This is a genomic window from Streptomyces dangxiongensis (assembly GCF_003675325.1).
GTDB classification, from domain to species: Bacteria; Actinomycetota; Actinomycetes; order Streptomycetales; family Streptomycetaceae; genus Streptomyces; species Streptomyces dangxiongensis.
This window is the reverse complement of the sequence record NZ_CP033073.1, coordinates 6,657,985-6,684,312: the sequence shown is the minus strand read 5'-3', so window position 1 is coordinate 6,684,312 and position 26,328 is coordinate 6,657,985. Positions and strand designations below refer to the sequence as shown.

General features: G+C 72.4%; 24 protein-coding genes and 3 pseudogenes. 11 read left to right on the top strand and 16 right to left on the bottom strand.

The features are described from left to right. Nucleotides 1-42 precede the first annotated feature (42 nt). A complete protein-coding gene (locus D9753_RS30245) occupies nt 43-222 on the top strand; it encodes a hypothetical protein (protein WP_121789883.1) in 180 nt (59 codons plus the stop codon). 8 nt (nt 223-230) lie between these two features. Here the strand turns inward: D9753_RS30245 and D9753_RS30240 are convergent, their stop codons facing one another. Beyond that, nucleotides 231-842 carry a DUF4291 domain-containing protein gene (locus tag D9753_RS30240; RefSeq protein ID WP_121789882.1) on the bottom strand — a complete coding sequence of 204 codons (612 nt, stop codon included), beginning with the start codon at nt 840-842 and terminating at the stop codon, nt 231-233. Nucleotides 843-933: 91 nt separating this feature from the next. Between D9753_RS30240 and D9753_RS30235 the strand changes: the two genes are divergently transcribed. Together D9753_RS30235 and lnt are read left to right on the top strand one after the other, a co-directional pair. After that, nucleotides 934-1,410 (top strand): nuclear transport factor 2 family protein, encoded by a 477-nt coding sequence (locus D9753_RS30235; protein ID WP_205614299.1) that lies wholly within the window; start codon nt 934-936, stop codon nt 1,408-1,410. Nucleotides 1,411-1,589: 179 nt separating this feature from the next. Further along, the gene (gene lnt, locus D9753_RS30230) at nt 1,590-3,164 is read left to right on the top strand and encodes an apolipoprotein N-acyltransferase (RefSeq protein ID WP_121789881.1); all 1,575 of its coding nucleotides are present in this window, start codon (nt 1,590-1,592) and stop codon (nt 3,162-3,164) included. On the opposite strand, the gene D9753_RS30225 is transcribed toward lnt, so the two are convergent. The 8 genes from D9753_RS30225 to D9753_RS30190 all read right to left on the bottom strand — a co-directional run bounded on the left by D9753_RS30225 (nt 3,082) and on the right by D9753_RS30190 (nt 10,362). Further along, complete coding sequence (locus D9753_RS30225; RefSeq protein ID WP_121789880.1) at nt 3,082-3,993, bottom strand: Gfo/Idh/MocA family protein; 912 nt, start codon at nt 3,991-3,993, stop codon at nt 3,082-3,084. The genes lnt and D9753_RS30225 overlap by 83 nt on opposite strands. 183 nt (nt 3,994-4,176) lie before the next feature. After that, the gene (locus D9753_RS30220; protein WP_121789879.1) at nt 4,177-4,695 is read right to left on the bottom strand and encodes a tetratricopeptide repeat protein; all 519 of its coding nucleotides are present in this window, start codon (nt 4,693-4,695) and stop codon (nt 4,177-4,179) included. Nucleotides 4,696-4,921: 226 nt separating this feature from the next. Then, nucleotides 4,922-5,605, bottom strand: coding sequence for a uracil-DNA glycosylase (gene ung / locus D9753_RS30215; protein WP_121789878.1), 684 nt, complete (start codon nt 5,603-5,605; stop codon nt 4,922-4,924). A gap of 82 nt (nt 5,606-5,687) precedes the next feature. After that, nucleotides 5,688-7,265 carry an ABC transporter substrate-binding protein gene (locus tag D9753_RS30210; RefSeq protein WP_121789877.1) on the bottom strand — a complete coding sequence of 526 codons (1,578 nt, stop codon included), beginning with the start codon at nt 7,263-7,265 and terminating at the stop codon, nt 5,688-5,690. A gap of 188 nt (nt 7,266-7,453) precedes the next feature. Then, nucleotides 7,454-8,215 carry an SDR family oxidoreductase gene (locus tag D9753_RS30205; protein ID WP_121789876.1) on the bottom strand — a complete coding sequence of 254 codons (762 nt, stop codon included), beginning with the start codon at nt 8,213-8,215 and terminating at the stop codon, nt 7,454-7,456. A 21-nt stretch (nt 8,216-8,236) separates the two neighbouring features. Then, on the bottom strand, nt 8,237-8,998 hold the full coding sequence (gene fabG, locus D9753_RS30200; protein ID WP_121789875.1) for a 3-oxoacyl-ACP reductase FabG: 762 nt from the start codon (nt 8,996-8,998) through the stop codon (nt 8,237-8,239). 147 nt (nt 8,999-9,145) lie between these two features. Next, complete coding sequence (locus D9753_RS30195; RefSeq protein ID WP_121789874.1) at nt 9,146-9,595, bottom strand: DUF3037 domain-containing protein; 450 nt, start codon at nt 9,593-9,595, stop codon at nt 9,146-9,148. Then, the gene (locus D9753_RS30190; RefSeq protein WP_121789873.1) at nt 9,592-10,362 is read right to left on the bottom strand and encodes a HipA family kinase; all 771 of its coding nucleotides are present in this window, start codon (nt 10,360-10,362) and stop codon (nt 9,592-9,594) included. Before D9753_RS30190 ends, D9753_RS30195 begins: the two co-directional genes overlap by 4 nt. Before the next feature lie 381 nt (nt 10,363-10,743). Here D9753_RS30190 and D9753_RS30180 point away from each other — a divergent pair, with 381 nt between their 5' ends. Beyond that, nucleotides 10,744-12,051, top strand: coding sequence for a hypothetical protein (locus D9753_RS30180; RefSeq protein ID WP_121789872.1), 1,308 nt, complete (start codon nt 10,744-10,746; stop codon nt 12,049-12,051). Between the two features lie 116 nt (nt 12,052-12,167). Here the strand turns inward: D9753_RS30180 and rph are convergent, their stop codons facing one another. Next, nucleotides 12,168-14,765: a rifamycin-inactivating phosphotransferase gene (gene rph / locus D9753_RS30175; RefSeq protein ID WP_121789871.1), complete on the bottom strand. Its 2,598-nt coding sequence runs from the start codon at nt 14,763-14,765 to the stop codon at nt 12,168-12,170. A gap of 560 nt (nt 14,766-15,325) precedes the next feature. Here rph and D9753_RS30170 point away from each other — a divergent pair. From D9753_RS30170 to D9753_RS39470, 4 genes and pseudogenes are all read left to right on the top strand, one after another. After that, entirely contained in the window at nt 15,326-15,802 is a 477-nt protein-coding gene (locus D9753_RS30170) for a Rieske (2Fe-2S) protein (RefSeq protein ID WP_121789870.1), read from the top strand. A 195-nt stretch (nt 15,803-15,997) separates the two neighbouring features. Continuing rightward, the gene (locus D9753_RS30165) at nt 15,998-16,468 is read left to right on the top strand and encodes a pyridoxamine 5'-phosphate oxidase family protein (protein ID WP_121789869.1); all 471 of its coding nucleotides are present in this window, start codon (nt 15,998-16,000) and stop codon (nt 16,466-16,468) included. A gap of 331 nt (nt 16,469-16,799) precedes the next feature. After that, nucleotides 16,800-17,399, top strand: coding sequence for a lytic transglycosylase domain-containing protein (locus tag D9753_RS30160; RefSeq protein ID WP_121789868.1), 600 nt, complete (start codon nt 16,800-16,802; stop codon nt 17,397-17,399). Nucleotides 17,400-17,477: 78 nt separating this feature from the next. Then, nucleotides 17,478-17,661: pseudogene (locus D9753_RS39470) on the top strand (IS481 family transposase); the annotation flags it as partial. 22 nt (nt 17,662-17,683) lie between these two features. Here D9753_RS39470 and D9753_RS30150 read toward each other — a convergent pair. Continuing rightward, nucleotides 17,684-18,592, bottom strand: coding sequence for a LysR family transcriptional regulator (locus D9753_RS30150; RefSeq protein ID WP_121789867.1), 909 nt, complete (start codon nt 18,590-18,592; stop codon nt 17,684-17,686). Between the two features lie 74 nt (nt 18,593-18,666). On the opposite strand from D9753_RS30150, the gene D9753_RS30145 reads away from it, so the two are divergent. Further along, a complete protein-coding gene (locus tag D9753_RS30145) occupies nt 18,667-19,599 on the top strand; it encodes a DMT family transporter (protein ID WP_205614298.1) in 933 nt (310 codons plus the stop codon). 174 nt (nt 19,600-19,773) lie between these two features. Here the strand turns inward: D9753_RS30145 and D9753_RS30140 are convergent, their stop codons facing one another. Next, nucleotides 19,774-21,105: an aminotransferase class I/II-fold pyridoxal phosphate-dependent enzyme gene (locus D9753_RS30140; protein WP_121791361.1), complete on the bottom strand. Its 1,332-nt coding sequence runs from the start codon at nt 21,103-21,105 to the stop codon at nt 19,774-19,776. A 63-nt stretch (nt 21,106-21,168) separates the two neighbouring features. Here D9753_RS30140 and D9753_RS30135 point away from each other — a divergent pair, with 63 nt between their 5' ends. Further along, nucleotides 21,169-21,864, top strand: a complete 696-nt coding sequence (locus D9753_RS30135; protein WP_121791360.1) for a pyridoxamine 5'-phosphate oxidase family protein — start codon at nt 21,169-21,171, stop codon at nt 21,862-21,864. Nucleotides 21,865-21,922: 58 nt separating this feature from the next. Here the strand turns inward: D9753_RS30135 and D9753_RS30130 are convergent. The 4 genes and pseudogenes from D9753_RS30130 to D9753_RS30115 form a co-directional block, all read right to left on the bottom strand. After that, nucleotides 21,923-22,758 (bottom strand): annotated as a pseudogene (locus tag D9753_RS30130) (EamA family transporter); the annotation flags it as partial. 189 nt (nt 22,759-22,947) lie between these two features. Further along, nucleotides 22,948-23,952, bottom strand: a complete 1,005-nt coding sequence (locus D9753_RS30125) for an EamA family transporter (protein WP_121789865.1) — start codon at nt 23,950-23,952, stop codon at nt 22,948-22,950. A gap of 69 nt (nt 23,953-24,021) precedes the next feature. Further along, nucleotides 24,022-24,729, bottom strand: a complete 708-nt coding sequence (locus D9753_RS30120) for a Clp protease N-terminal domain-containing protein (protein ID WP_394346770.1) — start codon at nt 24,727-24,729, stop codon at nt 24,022-24,024. 186 nt (nt 24,730-24,915) lie between these two features. Beyond that, entirely contained in the window at nt 24,916-25,542 is a 627-nt protein-coding gene (locus tag D9753_RS30115) for a PadR family transcriptional regulator (RefSeq protein WP_121789864.1), read from the bottom strand. Between the two features lie 207 nt (nt 25,543-25,749). Here D9753_RS30115 and D9753_RS30110 point away from each other — a divergent pair. Then, nucleotides 25,750-26,280, top strand: a pseudogene (locus D9753_RS30110) (TnsA-like heteromeric transposase endonuclease subunit); the annotation flags it as partial. Between the last annotated feature and the right edge of the window lie 48 nt (nt 26,281-26,328).

Here is a 26,328-nt window from a genome sequence, read left to right as displayed (position 1 = left end):
TTCGGTGGCGCAGGGTCAACTCCTGCCCCTAGGCTGGCCCGCATGTCCCCCGATTCCCCGCCCCCTGGTTCCGTGCGGTCCGCCGCCGAGATCAACGACCAGATCCGGGCGCTGTGGCTGCGCGCGGGCGGCACCCTGTCGGCCCAGGAGCGCGCGGAGTACGAGCTGTTGGTGGTCGAGTGGGCGGCGGCGGTCCGCGGGCAGGTCGTCGAGGCGGCCTGATCGGCCGCCTACGCCCGCAGACGCGCCAGCACCTCGTCCGCCACCGGGTACGGCCGCTCCCCGGGCAGCAGCCCCCTCGCCCGCTCCTCGTCGCCCGCCCGCACCAGACCGTGGATCTCCGTGGCCAGCGGGGTCACGTCCTCGATGCCGACGATCCACTCGTCGGCGTACCGGACGGCCGCTTCCCCGCCCAGCCCGAGCTGCAACGACCGGTACGGCAGCGGGTTGTGGTGCAGATCGCGCTCCGGGTCCCACTGGACGCGGGCGGGACTGCGGGCCAGCTCCCGTTTCCAGGCCGCTCGGTCCGGGTGCAGGGCAGGCGCGTGATGGGACAGACAGGCGTGCCGCAGGGCCCACTCGAAGCCCTCCCGCCTCACCTCGACGGCGAGGACCGTCTCCTGGCCCTCCTTGGTGCCCCAGCCGCAGCGGTACATCATCCACAGGAAAGACGGCTTGATCCAGGTCATCCGGTCCCGCTTCCAGGTGGCCGGGAAGCGTCCGTTGCGGGCGGCCGGGCGGCCGATCCCGGGGCGGTAGGCCTGGTAGACGACGACCGCGGAGTCGGTGTGCCGGGCCCGGACCCGGAACTTGGGCTCGGTTTCGACGGGTTGTTCGTTCACGGGGACAAGGTTCGGGTGCCGGCCGCCCCGCGCACCACCGAATATCGGGCGCCCCCTTGGCGCCGCGTCCCACGTGCCCAACACTGTGCCGATGACGCAGCGTGCGGAACTCGCGATCGTGATGGACCGGCTGGCCGTGGACGACCTGGTCACCGAGTACGCCGTGGCGGTGGGCGACGGTGACTGGACGGCGTACGAGGGGCTGTTCACGGCGGACGGGCGGGCCGACTACCGTGCGGCCGGCGGCATCGAGGGTGACGCGGGGCAGGTCGCCGGCTGGCTCGCCGAGAGCACGGCGCCGTTCGCCGTCCGTCAGCACCTGATCGTCAACCGCCGGGTCCGGTTCGGCCTGTTGGACCACGACACCGGTGACACCGCCCGGGTACGGGCCGACTACCTCACCCCGACGCGGTTAACGGACGCCGGCGCCCCCGCCGCGCCGGACCTGATGTGCGGGGGCCGCTACGACTTCGCGCTGCTGCGCACACCGCAGGGCTGGCGGCTGCGCGAGGCCGTCGCGCACGAGAAGTGGCGCCGACCGCCGGCCGCGGAGGTGCCGGTGCCGTAGCGGCACGGGAATCCGGGGGCACAGGCCCCCGCCTCGGCCCCCCGGGCACCCCCGCGCGTGCGGCCCGCGGCCATCACACCACCCGGCCCCGGCCCTGCGGCGCGCCCGTTCCGGACCCCCTGTCACAGATCGGACTCGCACACGCACACTGGAGCATTCGCTGGGTAGGGAGGGTCCCTATGAGGATGATCGACCGCTGGCTGACCTCCCCCTGGCCGCGCTCCGGCGCCGCGGCCCTCGCGGGTGCCCTGCCCGTACTCGCGTTCCCGGCGCCGTCGCTGTGGTGGTTCGCGTACGTCGCCCTGGGGCCGTGGCTGCTTCTGGCCCGCACGGCGCCCACCGGGCGGCGTGCGGCGTACGACGGCTGGTGCGGCGGTTTCGGCTTCCTCGTGGCCGTGCACCACTGGCTGCTGCCGAGCCTGCACATGTTCATCTTCCTGATAGCCGTCCTGCTCGGCGCGCTCTGGGCGCCCTGGGGCTGGCTGGTGCGCCGGTTGCTCGGCGGAACGCCGTCGCCGGGGCGGGCCGCCGCCGCGCTGCTGGTGCTGCCGTCCGCCTGGCTCGGGGTGGAACTGGTCCGCTCCTGGCAGGGCCTGGGCGGGCCGTGGGGCATGCTGGGCGCCAGCCAGTGGCAGGTCGGTCCGGCGCTGCGGCTGGCCTCGGTCGGCGGGGTGTGGCTGCTCAGCTTCCTGGTGGTGGCCGTCAACGTGGCGGCAGCCGTGCTGGTCTCCGTCCGCGCCGCCCGCCTGCCGGCCGTGGCCTCGCTGGTCGCGACGGCCGCCGCGGCCTCGGCCGCCTGGTCGTGGGCGCCGCGCCCGGAGGTCGACGGCCGGGTGCGGGTCGCCGTCGTCCAGCCGGGGGTCGTGGCCGGCCAGGACAGCGGCGAGAAGCGGTTCGACCGGGAGGAGCGGCTGACCCGGCGGCTCGCCGGGCAGGATGTCGACCTGGTCGTGTGGGGCGAGTCCAGCGTCGGTTTCGACCTGGACGACCGGCCGGACCTGGCCCGGCGGATAGCGGCCCTCGCCCGGCGGACCGGCGCCGATGTGCTGGTCAACGTGGACGCACGCCGCTCCGACCGGCCCGGCATATACAAGAGTTCGGTCCTGGTCGGCCCGGACGGGCTGACCGGCGACCGGTACGACAAGATGCGGCTGGTCCCGTTCGGCGAGTACATACCGGCGCGTTCCGTGCTCGGCTGGGTCACCTCCGTGGGCCGCGCGGCCGGCGAGGACCGGCGGCGCGGCAGCGGACAGACGGTGATGAAGGTGGGGCACGGGCTGCGGATCGGGCCGCTGGTGTGCTTCGAGACCGCGTTCCCGGACATGAGCCGGCATCTCGCCGAGAACGGCGCGGACCTTCTCCTCGGCCAGTCGTCGACCTCCTCCTTCCAGCACAGTTGGGCGCCGGAGCAGCACGCCTCGCTGGCCGCGCTGCGTGCCGCGGAGACCGGCCGCCCGATGGTGCACGCCACCCTCACGGGTGTGTCGGCGGTGTACGGCCCGGAGGGGCAGCGCCTCGGGCCGTGGCTCGGTACCGGCGCGGACGCCGCCCGCGTGTACGACGTACCGCTCGCGCACGGTGTCACGCCGTACGTCCGCTACGGGGACTGGCCGATGCCCGCCGCGCTGCTGGTGCTGGCCGTGCTGTGCGTGACCGAGTGGGCGCGGGCGCTCAGGCTGCGCCGCAGCGGTCCCGCACCGCTCGTACGACCCGTTCGCACAGTTCGTGAGTCGCCAGTGCGTCCCGGGCGCTGAGCGTCCTTCCGGCCCGCACGGCGTCGAGGAAGGCGAGGGCCGCCTGCTCGATGCCGCGCTGCCGGGCCACCGGCACCCAGTCGCCGCGCCGGCGCACGGTCGGCTGTCCCTTGTGGTCGATCACCTCGGCGAGGTTGAGCACCTGGCGCTTGCTGTCCTGCCCGGAGACCTCCAGGATCTCCTCGCCGGAGCCGCTGAGCCGGTTCATCACGCCGAGCGCGGTGAAGCCGTCACCGCCGAGCTGGACCACGACGTGGTGGAGCAGCCCGTCCTCGGCGCGGGCCCGGACGGTCACGTCGTCGATCGGGCCGGGCGCCAGGAAGCGCAGGGTGTCGAGGACGTGGATGAAGTCGTCCAGGATCATCGAGCGTGCCTCCTCCGGCAGCCCGATCCGGTTCTTCTGCATCAGGATCAGCTCGCGCGGGTGGTCCAGGCACTGCGTGTACCCCGGGGCGTACCGGCGGTTGAAGCCGACGGCCAGCGTCACACCGCGCCGGTCGGCGAGGTCCACCAGCCGTTCGGAGTCGGCGAGGTGATAGGCGAGCGGCTTGTCCACATAGGTCGGCACGCCCGCCTCGAGCAACCGCGTGACGATCTCGGGGTGGACGGCGGTGGGGGCGTGCACGAAGGCCGCGTCGAGACCGGCGGCGAGCAGCGCGTCCAGGGTGGTGTGCCGCCGCTCGGCCGGCAGGTGCAGGGTGTCGGCGACACGGTGGAGGGTGGCGGGCGTACGGGTCTGCACATGCAGGTCGATCCCCGGCTGCGCGCCCAGCACCGGCAAGTACGCCTTCCGCGCGATGTCCCCGAGTCCGATGCAGCCGACCTTCACGTGCTCTCCCCTACCGCTGCCGATGTGCGCGTCCCCGGCAGCATACGGGGGCCGCGGGTCGGCGATGCCGTCGTGACCGAGCGGGCAGAGCACGGGTCCGGCCTGCGACGGGGCCGCGATCACGGTGTCGCGTACGGCGACGACGGCGCGGTTGCCGGCCAGGCCGCGCCGCGCGGACGTGCGCTAGCTGGGGCGTTGTCGCGGTGGTGACCAGCCGTCGTCGCCCGGGGTGTTGTCCTGGCCCAGCCGGAGTTCTAGCCGGCTGATCGCGGACCGCACGCCCGCGCCGTAGCCGTCGTCCGCCAGATGGCCCGCGGCGCCGCGGGCGCGGCGCAGGTGGCTGCGGGCCGCGTCGGCGCGGCCCAGCTTGACGTAGTCGGCGGCCAGGTTGAGGTGCAGGGAGGGCAGGAAGCCCTGGACGCTGTCCGGGTCGCCGGCCGCCCGTCCGTCCGACAGCTCCTCGGCCGCCGACAACGCGCGCAGGTCCCAGGCCAGTTCGTCCGCCGGGTCGTCCTGGGTGTCCGCCAGGTAGTGGGCCAGGGTGCAGCGGTGCAGGGGGGCACCGTCCTCGCCGAGCTCCGCCCACAGGTCCAGGAAGCGGCTGCGGGCCTCCTCACGGTCGCCGCCGTGGTGCAGCATCACGACCTGACCGATCCGCGTCAGCACGGCATCGGGCGCCGCCTGTCCCTGTCGCTCCGCCACCGCGCCCTCCAGGCCGTCGTCGGCTGTTCGTCCGGTCAGCCGTCTGCCCCCGACGCTAACCGGCGCCGCCGGCAATCCCCGGCAGGCCGCCCCGGACGGCCGGTAACGGGCTGTCGGCGGACCGGCGCGGCCCCCCTGGTTCCGGACCGCGCCGCGGCGGCCGTCAGGCGTCGGCCGTCAGCCGTCAGCCGTCAGCCGTCAGGCACCAGCCCTCGGCCATCGGCCGTCAGCCGAGGTCCGGGATGCGCCAGTCGACCGGCTCGTGCCCCTGGCGGGCGATCGCCTCGTTGATCTGGGTGAACGGGCGGGAGCCGAAGAACTTCTTCGCGGACAGCGGCGAGGGGTGCGCGCCCTTGACCACGGCGTGCCGGGTCTCGTCGATCAGCGGGAGCTTCTTCTGGGCGTAGTTGCCCCACAGGACGAAGACCGCCGGGTCGGGGCGGGAGGCCACCGCGCGGATGACGGCGTCGGTGAACCTCTCCCAGCCCTTGCCCTTGTGCGAGTTGGCCTCGCCGGCCCGGACGGTGAGGACCGCGTTGAGCAGCAGCACGCCCTGTTCGGCCCACGGCATCAGATAGCCGTTGTCCGGGACGGGCAGGTCCAGCTCGTCACGCATCTCCTTGTAGATGTTCCGCAGGGACGGCGGGGTCCGCACACCCGGGCGGACCGAGAAGCACAGGCCGTGGCCCTGGCCCTCGCCGTGGTACGGGTCCTGGCCCAGGACGAGGACCTTGACCCGCTCGTACGGCGTCGCCTGCAGCGCGGCGAAGACCTCCTCGCGCGGCGGATACACCGGTCCCCTCGCCCGCTCCTCCTCGACGAACTCGGTCAGCTCCTTGAAGTAGGGCTGCTGCAGCTCGTCACCCAGAACCCCGCGCCAGGACTCGGGCAGCATGGCGATGTCGGTCACGTCAACGTCCTCACGATGTGCGGTCACTTCCAGGCATCCGAACCTACAGGCGACCACTGACAACCGGTGTCCCGATGGCGGTTCACCAGCTGGTCTTGCGGTGCAGCGTCCACATCATCATGATCGTCGACGGGTCGAGGGCCTGCTCGCCGCCGGAGATGTCGTCACTGGCCGCCACGAACTGCCGGCCCTGCCACAGCGGCACCAGTTGGGCGTCGTCCACCATGATCTGCTGGGCCCGCTCCACGTCCTTGACGGTCTGGGCGCGGTCGCTCTCCGCGCGCGCGTGGGGCAGCAGCCGGCCGGTGATCTCCTTGGCCGGGTAGGGCGTGCCGAGCGCGTTGTGCTCACCGACGAACGGGGCGATGAAGTTGTCGGCGTCCGGGAAGTCGGGGAACCAGCCGCGCCCGAACACCGGGTACTCGCCGTTCTGGTAGCCGACCACGTAGCTCTTCCAGGGGCGGCTTCGCAGGGTGATGCGGAACAGGCCGCTGTCCTCGAGCTGCCGCTTCAGCTCCTGGAACATGCGGCCCGTCTCGGAGCCGTAGCGGTCGGTGGTGTACCAGAAGACGAGCGGGACGCGCTGGGTGATGCCCGCGTCGGAGAGGATCTTGCGGGCCTTGGGGACGCTCGGGTCGCCGTAGTCGTCGAAGAAGCCGGTGGCGTGGCCGGTCAGGCCCTTGGGGACCATCGAGTACAGCGGGTCGACGGTGTCCTTGTAGACCTTGTGCGCGATGGCGCCCCGGTCCACGATCTGGGCGATGGCCCTGCGCACGGCGGGCTGCTTGGCCCAGGGGTCCTTGGGGTTGAACACCAGGTAGCTGATGTCGGTGCCGGCGCCGTCGACCAGTTGCAGGTTTCCGGTGGTGTGCTGTTGCAGGGCGAGGATGTCGTCGGCGGCGAGACCGCGGTAGGTGACGTCGATCTGCTTGTTCCGCAGCGCCTTGACCATGGCGGCGGAGTCCTGGAAGTAGCGGATGGTCACCGCCTTGTTCTGCGGCTCGGCGAAGCCCCGGTAGTTGCCGTTGCGGACCAGGACGGCCTTGTCGTTCTCCGTGTACGACCCGAGCTTGTACGGGCCCGAGCCGTGGACCGAGGTGTCCTTGCGCAGGGAGGCCGCCGGGTAGTCGTCGGGGTCGACGATCGACATGGCGGGGGTGGCCAGCACGAACGGGAAGGTGGCGTCGGACTTGTTCAGGTGGAAGACGATTTCACGGTCGCCGGAGGTCTCGACGCGGTCCAGGCTGCCGAGCAGCCCGGCGGGGCCACCGGAGGCGTTGATGGTGCGGATGCGGTCGATGGAGTGCCGTACGGCCTTGGCGGTGAGCGGGTCGCCGTCGGAGAACTTCATGCCGGCCCGCAGCTTGCAGCGGTAGGTGCGGCTGCCGGCGTCGGTGAAGGCGCAGCTCTCGGCGGCGTCCGGCTGCGGGGTGGTGGCCCCGTTCGGGTAGGCGAGGAGGGTCTGGAAGATGTTCCGGTACAGCTCCCAGGAGCCGTCCCAGGCGCCGGCCGGGTCAAGCGTGCTCGGGGCGCTGGTGGTGCCGACGACGATCGGTCCCTGGCTGTCGGGGTCGCCGTCGGAGAGCAGACCGCAGCCCGCCACCAGGGATATGGACGCGATCGCCGCGACTCTTCGCAGGAATCGGTTCCGGTTGAACACGCGCACGCTCCTCGATCCGCCATGCCAAGGGTCGGCAGACGATACCGCAGCGTCCGGCCCCCTGAACCTCCCCGGAAACAGGCCTTCTTGATCGACTCGGCGATGACGACGTTGTCAGTCCGCTGGGCGGAGTCCCGACGGTGTTCCGGGCGCCGATCCGTCCGAAAATCGGCGCCCGGAAGAGATGCTCAGTGCACGCCGGCGTTGAGGAAGATGCCGCCGTCCACGACGAGCGTCTGACCGGTGATCCAGTCGGACTGCCCGGAGGTGAGGAACGCGGCGGCGCCGCCGATGTCGGAGGGCACGCCGAGCCGGCCGAGCGGGTAGGGGGCCGCGGCCTCCTCCTCCCGGCCCTCGTACAGGGCCTGCGCGAACTTGGTCTTGACCACGCCGGGGGCGATCGCGTTGACCCGCACCTTGGGCGCGAACTCGTGCGCCAGCTGCTGGGTCAGGTTGATCATGGCAGCCTTGCTGATGCCGTAGGCGCCGATGAACGGGGAGGCCGAGAGGCCGGCGATCGAGGCGATGTTGACGATCGCGCCGCCGTTGTCCTTCTGCCAGGCGTGCCAGGTCTTCTGGGCGAAGCCCAGCGCGGAGACCACGTTGGTCTCGAAGACCTTGCGGGCGACCTCCAGATCGAGGTCCGCGATGGGGCCGAAGACCGGGTTGGTGCCCGCGTTGTTCACCAGGAAGTCGACGCGGCCGAAGGCCTCCATGGTGCGCTGGACGGCCTCGCTCTGGTGGTCGAGGTCGTGGGCCTTGCCGGCGACGCCGATGACCCGCTCGGCGCCGAGCTTGCCGACGGCCTCCTTCAGCGCGTCCTCGTTGCGGCCGGTGATGCACACGCGGTCACCGCGGGCGACCAGTGCCTCGGCGACGCCGTAGCCGATGCCGCGGCTCGCGCCCGTGACGAGGGCGACCCTGCCGGACAGCTCCGGGAGTTCAGTCATGTCCGTGCTACCTCTGAATCCCTAGTTGAGCGGTCCGCCGGCGACGTACAGCACCTGGCCGGAGACGAAGCCGGCGGCCTCGCCGGTGAAGAAGGCGATGGCGTTGGCGATGTCCTCGGGCTCGCCGACGCGCTGCACCGGGATCTGGGTGGCGGCGGCCTTCTTGAAGTCCTCGAAGCCCATGCCGACGCGGTCCGCGGTGGCCTTGGTCATCTCGGTGGCGATGAAACCGGGCGCGACGGCGTTGGCGGTGATGCCGAACTTGCCCAGCTCGACGGCGAGGGTCTTGGTGAAGCCCTGGAGACCGGCCTTGGCGGCGGAGTAGTTGGCCTGGCCGCGGTTGCCGAGCGCCGAGGAGGAGGACAGGTTGACGATCCGGCCGAAGCCCGCCTCGACCATGTGCTTCTGGACGGCCTTCGTCATCAGGAACGAGCCGCGCAGGTGGACGTTCAGGACGGTGTCCCAGTCGGAGACGGTCATCTTGAACAGCAGGTTGTCGCGGAGCACGCCCGCGTTGTTGACGAGGATCGTCGGGGCGCCCAGCTCCGCCACGATCCGGGCGACGGCCGCCTCGACCTGTGCCTCGTCCGACACGTCCGCGCCGACCGCGACGGCCTTGCCGCCGGCCGCGGCGATCTTCTCGACGGTGTCCTTGCAGGCGGCCTCGTCGAGGTCGATCACGGCGACCGCGTGGCCCTCGGCTGCCAGTCGTACGGCGGTGGCGGCGCCGATGCCGCGCGCCGCGCCGGTGACTACCGCGACCCGCTGTTCAGTGGTGGACATTGCTGCTTCTCCTCGCCCTTGAGAGAACTGCCGGGGCTCCGGGGGAGAGCCCCTCATGCGGTGAGCGACCGCTTAGTACCTTCAGTACAGGTGACGCTAGAAGCCCTGGCACCCGGTGTCAACGGCACACCCGGCCGGTGTGATCCATTACCTCACCAGGAGGTCCAGCAACCGCTCCGTCTCGGCGGCCGGGTCGGCGGTCAGCCCGGTGTGCACGGGGCCGGGCTGGACAACCGTGGAACGGGGCGCGATCAGCCAGCGGAACCGGCGCCCGGCGTCGTCCTGGGCCGCCTGTCCGGCCTCCGCCCCGCCCGCACACACTTTCTCCACGGCACCGAGCGCCGCGCGGACCCCGGCGACGTCGGCCCGCGGGTCCAGCGCGAGCAGCCGCGCCTCGTCCAGATGGGTCCGGGCGCCGACATATGCCCGGGCACGGCAGTAGACGACCACGCCCGCGTTGACGCACTCCCCGCGCTCCACCCGGGGGACGACCCGCAGCAGCGCGTACTCGAAGACGTCCCGGTCGCCGCCCTGGCCCGCGCGGGTGATGTGCCGTTCGGTGACATGGCCGGCCATGTGGATGTGGCGCTCGCTCACTTGCCCTCCTCGGTGCCGATGCCGGTGATGCGCCCGGCGATGACGGCCGCCCGCGCGAGCAGTGGCCGGATGTAGGCCCGGCGCAGGTCGTCCGGGGTGTCGAAGCCTGGCTCGCCGGCGAGCCAGGCGTCCGGGATCTCGGCGGTGACCTCGGCGAGCAGGTCCTCGGTGACCCGGGGGGCCAGCTCGGCCGCGGCGGCGCGCACGTCCGGGGCGAACCGGGCGAGAGCGTGGTCGCCAGCGTCGTAGGGGCGGGCCGCGGAGACCTCGGCGGAGGGCCAGTTGTGGTGCCAGATCATGGTGGCGCCGTGGTCGATGAGCCACAGCTCGCCCCGGTGCAGGAGCAGGTTGGGGTTGCGCCAGGACCGGTCGACGTTGTTGATCAGCGCGTCGAACCAGACGATCCGGCCGGCTTCCTCGGGGCTCACCGGGAAGGCGAGCGGGTCGTAGCCGAGGGCGCCGGAGAGGAAGTCCATGCCGAGGTTGGTGCCGCCGCTGTTGCGGAGCAGGTCCTGCACCTGCTGGTCGGGTTCGCCGAGCCCGAGGACCGGGTCCAGCCCGACGGTGACCAGGCGGGGCATCCGGAACCCGAGGCGCCGGGCGAGTTCGCCGCACACCACCTCGGCCACCAGGGTCTTGCGGCCCTGTCCGGCGCCGGTGAACTTCATGACGTAGGTTCCGAAGTCGTCGGCCTCGACGAGCCCCGGCAGCGAACCACCCTCACGCAGGGGCGTGATGTAGCGGGTCGCGGTGACCTCTTTCAGCATTTTCCCAGGTCATCCGTCTCTTCAGCCGTGCAACACAAGATCAGCTCGTCGGCGAGAAGTGCCCGCGCCCGCGCGCCGGGGTCACAACGGGCTCTCCCGCCTCCAGCATGATCGAGGCACAAGTGTGCCGCAGTCCGTGGGTGCCGTCCTTCGGGGCCGCCGCCCACTGCCGGCGTTTCGCTGTGGTGATCCCCGGGAAGGCGGGCGCGTCACCGCCTGCCTGGCGGCGGCCCGGTTCCGGTCCTTCTCGGTGCCGGCCCGGGCTACCACGGCGGTGAATACCCGCTCGGCGTGCGGTGGTGGTCATGCCATCATGACCATGCCATCGGGGGAGGCGGTTCGGCGCGTGGGCTGTCCTCCGCGTAAACGGAAGGGCAGTGCATGAAGTCGGTACTCGTCAGGACATCCGTCGCCGTCATAGCCGTCGGATCGCTCACGGCGTGCAGTGACGGATCAGGAGGCGCGAACACCTCCGGCAACGGCAAGAAACCTCCCGTGCACATCACGACATCGGCGCCCTCGCTGAAGCTCCAGGTACCCGCCGGGTACGACGCTTCACGGGGCTGGCAGCTCTCGGGGGACCAGCTCGGTACGTACGCCGTACTGCCGCATGCCGGTGCGATCGCCACGATGACCGGCACGGGGTCCGCCTACCGCGTGACCCTGCGCGATGCCGCGACGGGCCGGGTCCGCTGGACGGGCAAGCCGTTCAAGGACCTCTCCGAGAGCGAGACTCCCGGCCTCGTCGTCGTTCCCGTCGGCGGCAAGGACCGCCTGGTGACCTGGTCCCGGGGCGAGACGGGCGGTGACGCCCTGTCCAAGGCCGAGCAGGAGTACGCCGTGGACATCTACGCCGCCGACGGCTCGGGCGACGCCGTCGCACCCACGCACCATGTCGAGGTCCCGGCAACCGACTACGGCACGGGCCGAGTCACCGCCGCAGGGGAACGGCTCCTGGTACCCGTCACGGACAAGCGCAAGATCGCCCTCGACGTGGCCACCGGCGGGACCACGACGTACGACACCGGGTCGCTCGAGGTACCCGGCTGCTCCTCCTGCTCCTACGGCAACGAGGTCGCGGCCCTGACGGAGCAGGATCCGGTGGTGCTCAACGAGGGCGAGGGCGCGTTCGGCATCCCCGGTTCCTGGGACGACGACCGCATCGCGCCGGCCGAGGCCGATCCCGCGACCGGAATGGTGTGGCCGGGCAGCGACGGGCACCTCATCGCCCGCTGGGAGGAGAAGAACAGCGGCAGCCACAACGTGTGGGCCGTGCTCGACGACCGGACCGGCCGGGTCCAGGCGTCCGTGCTGTGCGCCAAGCCGTCCATCGGGTCGGGAGAAGCCCCCGGCTCCGCGCTCTCCCCGAACGGCCGCTATCTCGTCTCGGAGCACCTCGCCTTCGACCTCCGGTCGAAGAAGGGGTACTGCTTCGAGGAGACCGACGACCGCAAGCCGCTCACCTTCACCTCCGTCACCGACGACGGCATCGCCTACGGCACCTCGCTCACGAAGGGCCACAGCCTGACCGGGACCACGGCCCCCGTCCAGCTCGCGCTGGCCGCGGGTTCCCCGAAGGCGCTGACCGGAGTGGAGCAGACACCGCTCGCCGACCTCGACGGCGTCGGTGTCTTCACGCACCGGGCGGACAATGAGCCGTACCTGGTCGTCTACCGGCACAAGGCGTAGACACCGGAACTGCGGCCACGGGGCGTGTGCGCGGTGCGGGCGGCGGTCGTGGGGGCCCTCGACCGCCCGGCGTCGTCCGGTCGGCAGCTACCGACGGGGCTTCCCGGTGTGGTCGGTCAGGGCAGGAGCTCGACGTACCCGTCGGTTCCGTGCACACGGATCCGCTGCCCGTCCCGGATCAGCCGGGTGGCCCGCTCCACGCCCACGACGGCCGGCAAGCCGTACTCCCGGGCGATCACCGCGCCATGGGTCATCAGGCCACCCACCTCCGTCACCAGGCCCGCGATGCCGACGAACAGCGGTGACCAGCTTGGGTCCGTGAAGGTCGTGACCAGGATGTCGCCCGCTTCGAGGTCGGCCTGCGCCATGTCGAGGATGACACGGGCCCTTCCCTCGACGGTCCCGACGGAGACCGGCAGGCCGACCAGGGCACCGGCCGGCACGTCGTCGCGCCGGTACGCCCCGCTGACGGCCTCACCATCCGATGTGAGCACCCGGGGGGGTGTGAGCGCCTGGTACGACCGGAACGCGTCCTTGCGCTGCTGGATGAGCCGGTCGTCCACCTGGTTCGTGCGTACGACGTCGCGGAGTTCCTGGAACGTGAGGTAGAAGATGTCCTCCTTCTCGGCCAGCACGTCGGCCCGCACGAGGCGCTCGGCCTCTCTCAACAGCGCCTGCTTGTAGACGAAGTAGCGATTGATGATGCCGTACTTCGGGTACTCCCGGTACCCGATGAAGGTCCGGACCCGGTCGATCATCCGCTTGGTCTCGTCGGCCTTCCGGTCCCCGTCCGGCAGGGCCCGCAAGCGTGACAGCACGTCATGTTCCTTCTGCAGCGCCCTCTGCCGCCCTTGCTCGAAGCGCCGCCCGGCGGCGCCCGGCTCGAAGTTCCTGACGTGGTCGAGGATCACGGGCACGAGCGTGCCGGGGCGCTCGCGCCAACGCGGCCTCGTGATGTCGATCTCGCCGACGCAGCGCATGCCGTACCGGTAGAGGTAGGACTCGATGGCGTCGCGCGCTTCGGTCCCGCCCGCGAGCTTCGCCAGCCCGTCCAGGAAGTCCTCGTCCTCGACGCCCCGCAGGAACGCCACCACCTCCCGATACGGACGGATCACGTCCGCGACGTCGAGCAGCGCCAGTCCCATCTCCGACGTGATGTTGCCGGGGGCGGACAGCGTCAGCGTGTCGGCCGTGTTCCGTTCGCCCAGCCACTCCCGCAGCTTGTCGTTGAGCCACCAGGTGGCCTCCATCCCCGCCATGATCACCTGAAGATTCAGCGGATCACCGAGGACTCGCCTGTGCTCCTCGAAGGCCTCCAGCAGGAAGTCGAACAGCGCCGGTCCGGTCTTCGTCCGGATGTCGCGCTCCAGGGCGGCGACGGACGCCTGGCTGCGCTCGATCAGCCCGGTGACGATGGCCGGATCCGTCTCGATCGGGCTGGAGGCGCCGCCGGCCGGCGGCCCGCCGGGACCCGCGTCCGGGAGTGACGGGACGAAGCCGTCGCGGTCCAGGACGGTCTCCAGCGCGTCCCTGGTCAGCGGATCACCCCTGCCGATGAGGTCCAGGAGGCCGGCGCGGCTCGCGGGTGAGGCCAGGCGCCGGGTGACGTCGACGAACAGCCTCCCGCCGGCCTCGTGCACGGGCACCATGGCCGTCAACTGCCACACGGAGAGGCCGAGGGGCTTCATGGGGTCGGTCATCATCTGCTGGTGACCGACGGAGACGTAGACGTGGTTCTCCTGGTCGCCGGTCTCGGGGACGGGGAACAGCGTCGTGATCGGCCGGCTCTGGACGAACCGGAAGCCGTCGTCGACCAGGCACCATTCGATGTCCTGCGGGCGGCCGAAGTGTGCTTCGATCCGCCGCCCGAGCCGCACGAGCCGCACGGCCTGCGCATCCGTCAGCGCCGGCTGCCCCTGCAGCGGCGGGTCGACCGCCACTTCCCGCGTGCCACCGGCCGGCAGGGCCTGGAGGGCACACTGTTTCGCGGCGACCGCCCTCGCGACGACCTCGCCGTGTCGCACCGTGAAGACGTCCGGGTTCACCAGGCCGGAGACCAGGGCCTCGCCGAGTCCGAAGCCGGCCTCCACGGTGGCGACGCTCCGGTTGCCCGTGAGGGGGTCGGCCGTGAACAGGATGCCGGCCGCCTGCGGGAAGACCATCCGCTGCACGACCACGGCCATCTGGACCGTACGGTGGTCGATGCCGTTCCGCCGGCGGTAGGTCACGGCCCGCTCGGTGAAGAGCGAGGCCCAGCACCGGCTGACGTGCCGGAGGACCGCCGCCGGCCCCACCACGTTCACGTACGTGTCGTGCTGGCCGGCGAAGGAGGCCGTCGGCAGGTCCTCCGCCGTCGCGGAGGACCGGACGGCGTAGGCGGCCTGCTCGCCGAGCCGGGCCAGCGCGCGGGTGATCGCCTCCGTGAGATCGCCAGGGACGGCGATCCCTTCGATGATCCGGCGGATCTCCGCGCTCAGCGCGCGGATCGCCTGCCGGTCGTCCGGGTCCAGGCGCGACAGCCGGTCGAGCCGGTCGTCGATCGACGGCGCTTCGGCCATGACCCGCCGGAAGGCGTCCGTCGTCACGCAGAAGCCGGCCGGCACGCGGATGCCTTCGATCCGCGACAGCCCGCCCAGGTGAGCGCCCTTGCCGCCGACGACCGCGACGTGCGTCCCGTCGACCTCCCGAAGGTCCCGTACGTACTGCTCGGTCATCGCGACACCTCCGAGGCAGTCGTGTCCGGTTGCTGCCCCGCGCCGGCCGATCGCGTCAGCGGTGCCTCCCGCTCCGCCGGGACCCTTGTCGAGCACGTCCTCGTCTCCGGCCGCCCTCCCTCTGGCTGCCCTCCCTCCGACGAGCCGTTCCACCGCTCCGCCGGTCCCCCCGCCGGTTCGACGTCATCGCGTCCCCCGTACATCGCCACCACACGCACGTCGCGCCCCCCCCAATTCCGCAGGTCGTAGCCTCGGCCGACGATTCTGCGCCCCCACCCGGGCCTTGCCGCAAGCCCCCCGGTGCGCTATACGTTAGGAGAGGCGGGAAGAGAGATCTTCCTGCCTTTGTCTTTGCCGCGTACGAGTACGCGGCGCCGACCCGCCCGGATGTCCCGTCGGCCCGCGGATCGCAGCCACGGAACCGGACGTTCTTCCCTCGTGGAACAAGCGCCCGCCGATCACCCGACGACAGGGATCCGGCAGCCCGTCTGAACGGCCGCCGTCTTCCGGCCGTACCCCATGGCGGATCAGGCAGAAGCTCCGCGGAAGGGAATCCCCACATGACCAGCGCTTCGCTCCCGCCGGAAACGGCACCGGCACCGGCCCGCCGAACCGTCATGGCGGCGGCCGGAGCGTTGGGGCTCGCCGCCGCACTGACCGCCTGCGGCTCGGGCGACGACTCGTCCGCCGGCTCCGGTGCAGGTGCCGGTGCCGCCGGGTCCTCGCAGGACAGCGGTTCCCCGGCCGGCGGCACCGCGCTCGCCAGGACGTCGGACATCCCCGAAGGTGGCGGCAAGATCTTCAAGGACCACGGTGTCGTGGTCACCCAGCCGACGGCCGGCACGTTCAAGGCGTTCTCGTCCAAGTGCACCCACCAGGGATGTGCGGTGGGCAGCGTGGCCGACGGCGTGATCGTCTGTCCCTGCCACAACAGCCACTTCTCCGCCGAGGACGGCAGTGTGAAGAAGGGCCCCGCGACCCGGGCGCTGCCCGCGGCCAAGATCACGGTCTCCGGTGACGAGATCGAACTGGCCTGACCCGGCTCGGCCCCGCCCGCACGCCCGCATCGGGCCGCCGGGCACCGGACGCGACGCGCTGCCGTTCGGGACGGTGACAGCGACCGCGTCCGGGGCCGAGCACAAGCCGGAGCGTTCCCTTTCCTGACACGATGTCAGCGGATCGGCGCAGCAGGGGGCGTTCCTCTGGTACGACATGGGAGAAGAGGGGGCCGCATGACCGTCACGCAGCAGCGCCGGGGCCGGAGGATCATGATGACGCCCGGCGAGCTGGACGAGTTCCTCACCGCACAGCGCACCTGCCGGGTCGCGACCGTCGCGTCCGACGGCACCCCGCACGTGAGTGCGCTGTGGTTCGCCTGGGACGGCACCTCACTGTGGCTGTACTCGGTGGTCCGCAGCCGGCGCTGGGCACAGCTCCGCCGCGATCCGCGGGTGGCGGTCGTGGTCGACTCCGGCGAGGAGTACGACCAGTTGCGCGGGGCCGAGCTGTCCGGCCGGGTGGAGTTCGTGGGCGAGGTCCCTCGCACGGGCGAGCTGTGCGCCGAACTCGACACGGCCGAGACCCTGTTCGCGCGCAAGAACTTCGGCCTGGACGAGATGCCGCACGACGGCCGGCACGCCTGGGCCCGGCTGACCCCGGAGAAGATCGTGTCCTGGGACTTCCGGAAGCTGGGCGGGGCCTAGTACTCCAGCAGCGGTTCGCTGTCTGGCCTGGTCAGAGGCGTCGTCCGGGAGTGTAGTTGGCTGGAGGTGCGTCGGGGGCGGTCTTGCCGGACCGCCCCTCCAACATCGCCGGGGTGAACCAACTCGAGCGGCGCACCGAGCACGTCGCCGCTCTCAAGGCTTCCTGACCAGCCGACCGCCAGCAGCGTGCGCGCCCAGTCTGCCGGGTTGAGCAGGGTGTCGCTCGCCGAAGCTTCCCGGGAGTTTCCGCTCCGCAGGTCACTACCTCCCCTGGATTGGGGCAGGGCCACGGGGGCACGTGCACCTCAGGACGGTGGAAGGGTGATCGACAATGGCCGAACGATCGACGGCGGCAGCGAAGCAAGGAGCCCGGACAGCGGACCGTGAGGACGCCCGGACGCCGCCGTTGCGACCCGGCGGCTACGAGCCGGCCGATTACGCGGCAGTGGTGGTGCGCAGTGCCCGGGAGGCCGGGGTCTCGCCCCTGCTCGTGATGACGGTGCTCCACAACGAGGCGTACAAGCCGCACCATCCGCTGCTGGAGCGGTTGTGGCAGTGGTGGAAGCCCGGGGCGTCCTTCGGCCTGGCCAACATGCACCGGGCGACGTTCGAGCGGGTCCGGCGGACGCACGGTCTGCCGGGGCGATGGCAGGACCTGCGCGACGACCCCGCCTTCGCCGTCCGCACGGCTGCCCTGCACCTGAAGGACCTCGACCGCAGCCTTGCGAGGCGGCATGTACGCCGTTACACCCGCGACGAACTCCTCGCCCTCGGCTACAACACGGGCGAACGCAACATGCGAGCCTTCGCCCGGGGCGTCCCGCCGGGCCCCATGGCACGGTCGTACCTGCGCCGCTTCCGCGCCTACCGAGAACGGGCCGCCGAGGCCCTGGCCGACGGCGGCGAGCCGCGCGACACGGTCACCGGCTGATCGACCACCCGCGAGGACCGGCCGCCTGCGGCGGATGCCGACAGTTGCCGTAGTTCCCATGATCTCGGTCAGCGGTGCATTGCGGTCGAGCGGGTCCTGGCCGGCAATGCCCGGGTGTACACGAAGAACACCTGGCGTGAGCCGAGACCTGGGCATCAGCCCCCGCTGGACCAGGCCCTGACGGCCCCGGACCAACAGCGAGGTCGAACGCTTCCACCGCACCATGCCCGACGAGTGGGCCAGCCACCAGCCGGCCGCATCACCAACCTGTCCGAACAGCACACCTAGGCCCCGCCCAGCTTCCGTGCCGCCGCGCGCAGCGCGTCCACCGCCGCACGGATGGAGGGGCGGCGGTCGGCGTCCGCGCGCCAGACGACGTACACATGCCGCCGCACCCGCTGCCTGAGCGGCAGCAGGACCACCCCTTCGGGCACCGGTTGGCGTCCCAGCAGCGGCGCGATGCACACACCCAGACCGGCGGCCACGAGCCCGAGCTGGGTGTGGGTCTCCCCCGCGCGGTGGCCGACGATCGGCTCGACGCCCTTGGACCGCAGGGTGAACATCAGCCACTCGTGGCAGAACTCGCCCTGGCCCCAGGTGATCCACTCGTCGTCGGCGAACTCGGTGAGGTCGACCTCGTCCCGGTCCGCGAGCGGGTGCCCGGCCGGCATGGCGACATCGGCCGGGTCGTCCAGCAGGGCCGCCTTGACCAGGCCGTCGGGCACGGGCATCGGTTTGTTGTACCAGTCCAGGACCACCGCGAGGTCGAGGTCGCCGCGGACGACGCCGGCGATGCCCTGCTCCGGCTCCAGTTCGCTGGAGCGCACCCGGAGTCCCGGGTGTTCGGTGCGCAGGGCGCCGAGCGCGTCCGGGAAGAGCCCCCGGGCCGCGGTCGGGAACGCCGACAGCCTGAGTTCGCCGACGACCTGGCCGCGGTGCGCCTCCAGGTCCGACTCGGCCAGCTCCACCTGCGACAGGATGCGGCCCGCGTGTTCCGACAGCAGACGGCCGGCGTCAGTGAGCCGTACGCCCCGGCCGTTCCTGGCGAGGAGCTGCTGGCCTGTCTCCCGCTCCAGCTTGCTTAGCTGCTGCGACACCGCGGAGGTCGTGACGTGCAGCGCGTCGGCCGCCGCGCTGACCGAGCCGTGCCGGGCGAGGGCGTCGAGGGTGCGCAGGCGCTCCAGGTTCAACATGTAAGTGATTCTAAGAGGTACCCGGTGGAAAATCTCGATTGTGCTACGAGGTCCGCTGCCGCATCGTTGAAGCCATGAGCACGGTCACCGCACCCCGGACCCGGTCCGCACCCCCCGCCCGCCCCGGCACCCGCCTCGACTGGAGGCTGCGCTTCGGCGCCCTGTCCGCGATCTGGGGCTTCAGCTTCCTGCTGATCAAGGTGGGGACGGACGGGTACGCCCCCTTCCAGGTCACCCTGGGACGGCTGGTGTTCGGTACGGCGGTGCTGATGGCGGCCATGGCCGCCAAGCGGCAGCGGCTGCCGCGCGGAGCCCGGCTGTGGGGGCACATGACGGTCGCCGCGTTCCTGCTGAACGCCCTGCCGTTCTCCCTGTTCGCCTACTCGGAGCTGACGATCCCGTCCACGCTGGCCGGCATCTGCAACGCCACGTCCCCCCTCTGGGGCATGGCCCTCTCCCTGGTCGCGCTCTCCGAGGACCGGCCGACCCGGGTGCGCGTCGCCGGCCTCGGGCTGGGCTTCCTGGGGGTGCTGACCGTACTGGGGGCCTGGCAGGGCTTCGACGGCCTCGACGCGAAGGGAACGGCGATGGCGCTGCTCGCGTCGTTCAGCTATCCGGTCGGGTGGATCTACGTCCGGCGGACGCTGGCCGGCACCGGGAACTCGCATCTGGCGATGACCGGAGGCCAACTGCTGCTGGCGACGGCTCAACTGGCCGTGGTGACACCGCTGTTCACCGATGTGCCGCAGCGTTTCGCGCTCGTGCCGCTGCTGGCCGTCGCCGCGCTGGGCGCGCTCGGCACCGGGCTGGCCGTGCTGCTCCAGTACGGCCTGGTCGCCGAGGTCGGGCCCACCACCGCCCAGATGGTGACGTACTTCATCCCCGTCATCGCCACGGCCGCGGGAGTGGCGATCCTCGGAGAATCGCTCCGCTGGAGCACCCCGGTGGGGGCGGTGATCGTGCTGGCGGGCGCCGCGCTCACCCAGATACGCACGAAGAGGGGCTGAGGGGGCGGGGCGGGGGCCCTGCGAGTGCGGAACGGCCGAGCGGGCGGGGGCACGGTCGCGCACGAGCGCGGGGCGCCCACACGGGCGGGACACAGTCGCGTACGAGCGCGGGCACCCCGGTGCCTGCCTGCGATCCGGTGCCCGCACCCGGTGCCCGCGCCCCTTCGGCAGCCCCTAACCGTAGGTCCGCGCCGGTGACGGGCGTACCGCTGTCGCCACCGCCTCCGCCAGCGGGATGACGTCCTCCTCGGTGAGCGGGGAGACCGTGATGCGGATGCCGGGGGGCGAGGTCAGGCGGAAGCGGGCGCCCGGGGCCGGCGCCCAGCCCGCCTGGACGAGGCGGGCCACCGCGCCCGTCTCGTCCGGGACCGGCACCCAGACGTTCATGCCGCTGCGGCCGTGCGCGGCGACCCCACGCTCCGCCAGCGCGCCGACCAGGGCGTCCCGGCGGGCGCCGTACGCCCGCGCCACCGCAGCCCGGTCGATCGCGTCGTGCGTCCACAGATGGGCCACGGTCCGTTGCAGCAGCAGGCTGACCCAGCCGGGTCCGAGGCGCTGGCGGCCCCGGACCCGGTCGACGGTGAGGGGGTCCCCGGCGAGGACGGCGAGGCGCAGGTCGGGTCCGTAGGCCTTGGCGGCGGAGCGGACGAAGGCCCAGTGGCGGGTGACGCCCGCGAGGGGGTGCAGCGGGAGGTCGACGATGCCGTGGCCGTGGTCGTCCTCGATGAGCAGGGTCCGCGGGTGGTCGCGCAGGACCGCGCGCAGGGCACGCGCGCGCGTGGCGGTCACGGAGGCGCCGGTCGGGTTCTGCGCGCGGCCGGTCACGATCAGGGCGCGGGCACCGGACTCCAGGGCGCGGCGCAGTTCGCCGTCGAGCGGTCCGTCATCGTCAACGCCGACCGGGGCCGCGTGCAGGCCCAGGGCGGGGATCAGGTCGAGGAGGCTGCCCCAGCCGGGGTCCTCGACGGCGACCGTGTCCCCCGGCTTGAGATGCGCGGTCAGGACTCGTTCGACGGCGTCGAGGGAGCCGGACGTCACGGCCAGCGGGCCCGCGGGGACGCCGTCGGCGTCGAGTTCGGTGCGGGCCACGCGTGCGAGGTCCGCGTCGACGGGGTCGTCGCCGTACAGGACGGGCCGCCGGCCGGCCACCTCCGCCGCCGCGGTGACGGCCGGGCCCAGACCGGGCAGCAGGGCCGGGTCCGGGTTGCCGGTCGACAGGTCCCGGCCTCCGGCGGGCACCTCCACGCGCAATTGCTCGCGTCCGGTGGTGGCCGGCCTGGGACGGATGCGGCTGCCCCGGCGGCCGGCCGTCTCGATCACCCCGCGCTCGCGCAGGCTGCGGTAGGCGGCGGCGACCGTGTTCGGGTTCACCCCCAGCCGGGCTGCCAGCTCCCGCATGGGAGGGAGGTGCTGGCCCGGCCGCAGCTCCCCCGCGCCGACCGCGCGTTCGACGTCGGCCGCGATCTCGGCTGCGCCACGCCCACTGATCCGATATTCTCCTAGCACAAAGACCATTATGCACTAGTGCGATCTGGATCGCACGCTCAGGCCGCCATGGAGGGGACCGTCATGCAGGGCACGACCGAAGACACACAGGCCGAGGACACCCGAGCCGCCGCCTACACGCCGACCGGCCGGACCGTCCCGACGCGCTCGGCGGACCGCGCGTCGTACGACCGGGAACTGGTGCACGCGATATTGGACGAGGGGTACGTCTGCCACCTCGGCTTCGTGCGGGAGGGGGCCCCGGTGGTGCTGCCGACGCTGTACGGCCGGGTCGGCGAGCGGCTCTACGTCCACGGGTCCACCGGCTCCCGGCCGCTGCGGATGACCGGCCAGGGCGACCCGGGTCTGCCGGTGTGCCTGACGGTCACCCACGTCGACGGTCTGGTGCTGGCCCGCTCCGCCTTCCACCACTCGATCAACTACCGCTCGGTGGTGGTGCACGGCATCGCCCACGAGGTCACCGACCCGGAGGAGCGGCGCCTCGCCCTGGACGCGCTGGTGGACCATGTCGTCCCGGGCCGGTCCGCCGACTCCCGGCCCGCGAACAAGAAGGAGCTGGCCGCCACCGCGGTGATCCGCCTGGATCTGGAGGAGGTCTCGGCCAAGGTCCGCGCGGGCGGCGCCGACGACGAGCCCGAGGACCTCGGCCTGCCGCACTGGGCCGGGGTCGTCCCGCTCCGCAAGGGGTACGACACACCGGTCCCCAACGCCGACCTGGCGCCCGGCACCGGTCTGCCGGACTACCTGACGGCGCGGTGACGACGCGGCCTGACAGTGCGGTGACGGTACGGCCTCACACCGTCACCGGCTCCGGCTCCGGCTCCGGCAGCATGATCACGGAGACCGTGGCGGACCGTACGACGGCCGCTCCCGCGAAGTAGAGCGCGTACGCGAGGGCCGTGGGCACGGCGGCGACGTAGAGCAGCAGCCCAGCAGCCGGGCCGGGTGGTCGGTGTGCGGGAGCAGACCCTCGTGCACCGCGAAGGGCAGCAGGCACAGGGCGGTCACCGCGAAGGCACCCGCGGTCGTACCGGAGGCGTCGGCGTCCCCGGCCCGGCCCCACCACCTGGTGAGCGGGGTCATGGCGCCGTAGCCCGAGGCCGAGACGAGCGCGAGGAGCACACCCGCCGGGCGGACCGTCGCGGCGGAACCGCCGAGAGTGAGCACGGCCAGCCCGGCCGGCGCGCCCGCAACCGCCACGACACCGCCGGTGCCGAGCCGCTCGCCGAGCAGCAGCCGGGCGCCGAGCGCGATGAGCACGGGACCCGCGCCGAGGGTGACGACGGTGGCCACGGCCAGTCCCGTCGAGGCCACGGCGGCGAAGTGGGCCGTCTGGAAGACGGCGAGCCCGACCCCGGTGGCCACCGCGCGGGCCACCCTGCGGCGTACGGGCACCGGCACGGGTTCGGGCACGGGCGCGGACCCGGCGACGGCCACGGTCTTGCGCGGCCGGGCGCGCGGGCGCAGCAGGCGGCCGGCCGGCAGGAAGGCGAGCGCCAGGGCGCAGCGCCAGAACGACAGGCCGAAGACGCCCATGTCGCTGGCCCGGGAGACCAGCGAGGCGGCGGCGCCGACGGTGCCCCAGGCGGCACCGGTGATGATCAGGTAGAGCAGGCCACGCCCGACGGGCAGGCCGGAGGCAGTGTTCGACAAGGGAATCTCTCCGCAGGAACGCACGCGAGGTGCGGAAGCTCGGGGCGCCCCGCTTCGGCGGGACGCGCGGACTTCGTCTGCGGGCAGCACCGTCCGGCCCCGCGCGGATGCGCGGGACCGATCTCCCGGAGGCCCGCCTCAGGCGGCCGGAGGCGGAAGGACTAGTGCGTTCGACGGCATGGGGGGACCCTATGCGGCGGTGCCGCGGGCGGACAACTCCCGTTCCGCACCGCCCGGAGCGGCCGGCTCCCGACCGTTCTCGGCGGGGGCCGACGTCTGGGCGATGAACGCACCGGCCAGGACGACCGCGCCGCCGAAAACCTGGGGCGCGGAGAGGTGTTCGCCGAGCAGCACCCAGGCCAGCACGGTCGCGATGACGGCCTCCAGGCAGGCCACGACACCGGCGACCTGCGGCGACAGCCGCCGCACGGACAGCACGCCGGTGACGTACGCGAGGACCGTGGCGACCAGGACGATCCAGGCCAGCAGCGCGACGGCCGGCACGGCGGTGCCGTTCAGCCGGGCCGAGCCGGCCAGCACCGACCAGTCCATGCTCCAGGGGCGGGCGACGACCGTCAGCACGGCGGCGCCGACGAGGAGTCCGTAGGCGATGACGCCGAGCGGATCCGGCGCGTCGGCGCCGGCATCGCTGCCCTGATCGGACAGCACGAAGTAGCCGACCTGGCAACAGGCGGCACCCAGGGCCAGGAGCAGGCCCACCGCGTCGAGGCTCAGGCCCGACCACACCTCCACCACACAGGCGAGACCGCCGGCCGCCAGGACCACACCGGCCGCGGCGGCACGTGTCACGGGCCGCCGCTGCACGAACCGCACCCAGCCCAGGACCAGCGCGGGGGCGAGGTACTCGATGAGGAGTGCCACGCCGACCGGGATGCGGGAGAGCGCGGCGAAGTAGCAGGCCTGGACACCGGCGACCGCGAGCAGCCCGAACCCGGCGAGCAGCAGGGGCCGGCGGCGCGGCAGGGCGCGGTGCCGCACGGCGAGCGGCAGCATCACCAGGGCGGCGCCAGCCACCCGCAGCCACACCACGTGCAGCGGGTCGAGTCCCGCCTCGATCAGCGGCTTGGCGGCCACCCCGGAACCGCCGAAGGCCAGCGCCGAGACGAGCGCGAGGCCGAGCCCGACGCCCCTGCCGGGGCTGTCCTGACTGCTCACAGACGTATGCACCGGCACATGATGACAGGCGACGACAGCAGCGTCACCCTCGTTGACACCTGTCTCAGGTGGTGGACGGGGGGACGATCAGGGGGCGGTCCGGCCGTCGTCGGCGCGCTCGTCGGCATCGGTCCCGGCCCGCGCGACCAGCTCGGAGGCGGAGATGCCGGCGCGCGCGAGGACCTCGACGGCCCGGGACCCCGGGTCCGTGACGAGCGCCGCGAGCAGGTCGGTGCCGGTGACCTGGAGCGCGCCCCGCCGCCGGGCCCGTCCACGGGCGTCCGCGAGAGCGGCCGATGCGGCGGGTGACCACCCGCCGGCCTCCCTGGCCCCACCGTCATGGCCGGCCGGACCGGCGGACGCGACCGGACCTTCGCCGCTCGCCGCATCCTCGCCGTCTGCGGGATCCTCTGGGTCCCCTGGGTCCGCGGTGCGCGCGGGGGCCGTGGGGTCTGCGAGGTGTGCGGGGTCCGCCGGTGCCGGTACGACGGTGATCGGCCCGGAGTCCTCCACGCTGCCCTGCCAGCGCAGCCCGTAGCCGATGCTGCGCTGGACGAGGTAGCCGAGGAGCCGGGCGAGCCGCGCGGGGCCGCCCACGGCGGCACGGGCCTCGGGGTCGTGTTCGAGCAGGGAGTGCAGCAGATGGGCGGTGTCGGTCTGCCGGTCCCCGTCCCGGAGGGCCCTGCGACGGGCACCGGTGACCACCGCTGCCAGCTCGGCACCGAGCACGGCGGTGCCGTCCGGGTGCGGAACCGGCTCGTGGTGGGCGGTCCGGTGGGCTGTACGGGTGTGCACGTCCTCTACCCCATCAGCCGGACGGGGGCGGGTCATCCACGAGGGGAACCATTCTCGCGTCCCACGCAGAGTGGACATCGGCGACCGGAATGTCATCCTTGCGGAGGAGATCCAGCCGGCCTCCATCATGGGGCGCACGCGACCCACCCGCGCGCCCCGGCCACACCGCTTCCCCGGGCCCGCGCGTCACTGCTCGTCGGCGAGGATCAGGTACAGCTTCCTGCGGGCGTCGTTGATGACGGCCAGCGCCTTCTCGCGCTGTTCCTTGCTACCGGTCCTGAAGACCTGCCCGAAGGCTTCCATCAACCCGGAGCCGGCCTGGCGGATCTCTCCGAGAGCCTCCCAGTCGACCCCGCGCGAGGCCTCCTCCCAGGGAGCCTCCGCGCCTTCCTCGGCGGCGCCGCGTCCACTCCCGGTGAGGGAGAACAGCTTCTTGCCGCCTTCGCTCTCGCTCGTGATCAGGCCCTCGTCCTCCAGAAGCTGGAGGGTGGGGTAGACCGAGCCGGGGCTCGGCTTCCACGCGCCACCGCTGCGTTCGGCGATCTCCTGGATCATCTCGTAGCCGTGCATGGGCCGGTCCTTGAGCAGGGCCAGGATGGAGGCGCGCACGTCCCCGCGCCGCGCACGTCCCCGCCCCCCGCCCCGGCCCCGCGCCCCCCAGGGGCCCGGCCCGAAGCCGGGGCCGCCGGGACCGAATCCCGGCCCTCCCGGCCCGAAGGGCCCGAAGGCGGCCCGCCGGCCGTCGAAACCGCCCATGCCTCGGCGGCCGGGACCCTCGTGCCGATGTCCACGTTCGAATCCGTGGGTACGCATCGCGTTCACTCCATTCAATCGATGATCTGTCGCGTTCGTATCGCGTGTTGTCCGCGATGCCTCAACGATATATCGGAAAGATTCCCAGGACAACCCTCCCCACCGACCTGATTGTCCTGTGACAGCGAATCTCGTTCGATTGCCACTGAAGTTTGACGACCGGTACTTTCCTGCCACTGAACTTTGACCGTCGCGGTTGGAGGCACGGTGGGGGAACCGGCTCATGCGTACGGAGATCCGGCGTTATCCGCCTTTGAGCTGGACTTTCTTGAGTCTGGTGAGCGTTGTCGCGGGTCGTTGGGCCAGTTGTGGAGTACGCGGTTCGAGGGCGTCCAGCCGGTTCGTGAGTTCCGGTGGGCGAAGGGTGGGGAGAGCTTCCCGGGCTGGTACTTCGCGGCGACGACCGGTAGTCACGTGGGCTACGAGTCGTGGCTGGAGCGGGACTGCCTGATCTTGCTGGACCGTGATCCGAGGGTGGTCGGGGTCGCCTCGCAGCCCTTCTGGTTGCACTGGCAGGACGGTCCGGAACAGCGTCGCCATGCGCCTGACTACTTCGTACGCCTTGCTGACGGGCGGGCCAGGGTGGTCGATGTCCGGTCCGCGGACCGGCTGGACGATCGGACCGGGGAGGCGTTCGCGGCGACGCGTCGGGCCTGTGAGGCGGTGGGCTGGGAGTTCGTGTGGATGGGCACGCCCGAGCCGGTGTTCATGGCGAACGTGCGCTGGCTGGCCCGCTACCGGCGGACCCGCTCGGGGCGCCCGGAGGGGGTGGCGGCCGCGCTGGTG